Source organism: Streptomyces sp. NPDC053750 (assembly GCF_044544295.1).
In the GTDB taxonomy this organism is placed as follows: domain Bacteria; phylum Actinomycetota; class Actinomycetes; order Streptomycetales; family Streptomycetaceae; genus Streptomyces.
In genome coordinates, this window is sequence record NZ_JBITXB010000063.1 from 1 (window position 1) to 1,601 (window position 1,601).

Sequence of the window (1,601 nt, forward strand, 5' to 3'; positions counted from 1 at the left end):
AGGCTGAGACCTGATGCCGAGCCGATTGTGGTGAAGTGGATGATCCTATGCTGTCGAGAAAAGCCTCTAGCGAGTTTCATGGCGGCCCGTACCCTAAACCGACTCAGGTGGTCAGGTAGAGAATACCGAGGCGTTCGGGTGAACTATGGTTAAGGAACTCGGCAAAATGCCCCCGTAACTTCGGGAGAAGGGGGGCCACACCTGGTGACGATCTTTACGGTCTGAGCTGGGGGTGGCCGCAGAGACCAGCGAGAAGCGACTGTTTACTAAAAACACAGGTCCGTGCGAAGCCGTAAGGCGATGTATACGGACTGACGCCTGCCCGGTGCTGGAACGTTAAGGGGACCGGTTAGCTCCATTTCGGTGGGGCGAAGCTGAGAACTTAAGCGCCAGTAAACGGCGGTGGTAACTATAACCATCCTAAGGTAGCGAAATTCCTTGTCGGGTAAGTTCCGACCTGCACGAATGGCGTAACGACTTCTCGACTGTCTCAACCATAGGCCCGGTGAAATTGCACTACGAGTAAAGATGCTCGTTTCGCGCAGCAGGACGGAAAGACCCCGGGACCTTTACTACAGTTTGATATTGGTGTTCGGTTCGGCTTGTGTAGGATAGCTGGGAGACTGTGAACTCTGGACGCCAGTTCAGGGGGAGTCGTCGTTGAAATACCAGTCTGGTCGTGCTGGATGTCTAACCTGGGTCCGTGATCCGGATCAGGGACAGTGTCTGATGGGTAGTTTAACTGGGGCGGTTGCCTCCTAAAGAGTAACGGAGGCGCCCAAAGGTTCCCTCAGCCTGGTTGGCAATCAGGTGTTGAGTGTAAGTGCACAAGGGAGCTTGACTGTGAGACCGACGGGTCGAGCAGGGACGAAAGTCGGGACTAGTGATCCGGCGGTGGCTTGTGGAAGCGCCGTCGCTCAACGGATAAAAGGTACCCCGGGGATAACAGGCTGATCTTCCCCAAGAGTCCATATCGACGGGATGGTTTGGCACCTCGATGTCGGCTCGTCGCATCCTGGGGCTGGAGTCGGTCCCAAGGGTTGGGCTGTTCGCCCATTAAAGCGGTACGCGAGCTGGGTTTAGAACGTCGTGAGACAGTTCGGTCCCTATCCGCTGTGCGCGTAGGAGTCTTGAGAAGGGCTGTCCCTAGTACGAGAGGACCGGGACGGACGAACCTCTGGTGTGCCAGTTGTTCTGCCAAGGGCATGGCTGGTTGGCTACGTTCGGGAGGGATAACCGCTGAAAGCATCTAAGCGGGAAGCCTGCTTCGAGATGAGGACTCCCACCCACTTGATGGGGTAAGGCTCCCAGTAGACGACTGGGTTGATAGGCCGGATCTGGAAGCACCGTGAGGTGTGGAGGTGACCGGTACTAATAGGCCGAGGGCTTGTCCTCAGTTGCTCGCGTCCACTGTGTTGGTTCTGAAACCACGAACAACCCGCCCCTTGCCACAGGGGGCGTGCTGGTTGTCTGTTTCATAGTGTTTCGGTGGTCATAGCGTTAGGGAAACGCCCGGTTACATTCCGAACCCGGAAGCTAAGCCTTTCAGCGCCGATGGTACTGCAGGGGGGACCCTGTGGGAGAGTAGGACGCCGCCGAAC

2 rRNA genes are annotated in these 1,601 nt (G+C 56.8%); both read left to right on the forward strand.

The features are described 5' to 3' along the window. A 23S ribosomal RNA gene (locus ACIGO6_RS41610) occupies positions 1–1,395 on the forward strand; the annotation flags it as partial. A gap of 89 nt (positions 1,396–1,484) precedes the next feature. Then, positions 1,485–1,601: ribosomal RNA gene (rrf, locus tag ACIGO6_RS41615) — 5S ribosomal RNA — on the forward strand.